A 726-nucleotide genomic window follows, 5' to 3' on the forward strand; every position below is an offset into this window, starting at 1 on the left:
CGGCCCTCCGGTCTTCGGGGGTCCGGGCAACGACGCCTTCGATCTCGCGCCGGTCAGGAGCACGGGCCGCGAGATGCTGCGGTTCGACTTCCCCGGGGTCAGCATCGGCGCGGCGCACTACGAGGAGGGGCCCACCGGTGCGACCGTGATCCACATCCCCGCCGGCGCCCGCACCGCGGTGGACGCGCGGGGCGGGGCGGTGGGGCTCTCCGGCGGCTACGACTTCAACCACGCCATCTGCCTGGCCGGCGGAGCCGGCTACGGGCTCGAGGCGGGCGCCGGGGTGAGCGGCGCGCTCCTGGAACGCCTCGAGTATCGCACCGGCTTCGCCGAGCTCCAGCTGGTGTCGTCGGCGGTCATCTACGACTTCTCGGCGCGCTCCACCGCGGTCTACCCCGACAAGGCGCTCGGCCGCGCGGCGCTCGAATTCGCCGTTCCCGGTGAGTTCCCGCAGGGGCGGGCGGGCGCGGGCATGAGCGCGTCCGCGGGCAAGGTGGACTGGGACCGCACCGAGATCACCGGGCAGGGCGCGGCGTTCCGTCGTCTCGGCGACGTGCGCATCCTCGCCGTCGTCGTGCCGAACCCGGTCGGTGTGATCGTGGACCGCGCGGGCACGGTGGTGCGCGGCAACTACGACGCGCAGACCGGGGTCCGGCGCCACCCGGTGTTCGACTACCAGGAGGCGTTCGCCGAGCAGGTCCCGCCCGTCACCGAGGCCGGCAACAC

Annotated in this window: 1 pseudogene; it reads left to right on the forward strand. The window is 74.2% G+C overall.

The window, feature by feature from the left end:
* Positions 1-73: 73 nt before the first annotated feature.
* A pseudogene (locus QSJ60_RS19040) lies at positions 74-726 on the forward strand (P1 family peptidase); the annotation flags it as partial.

The sequence above is a fragment of the Agromyces sp. NBRC 114283 genome (genome assembly GCF_030268405.1).
In the GTDB taxonomy this organism is placed as follows: domain Bacteria; phylum Actinomycetota; class Actinomycetes; order Actinomycetales; family Microbacteriaceae; genus Agromyces; species Agromyces mediolanus.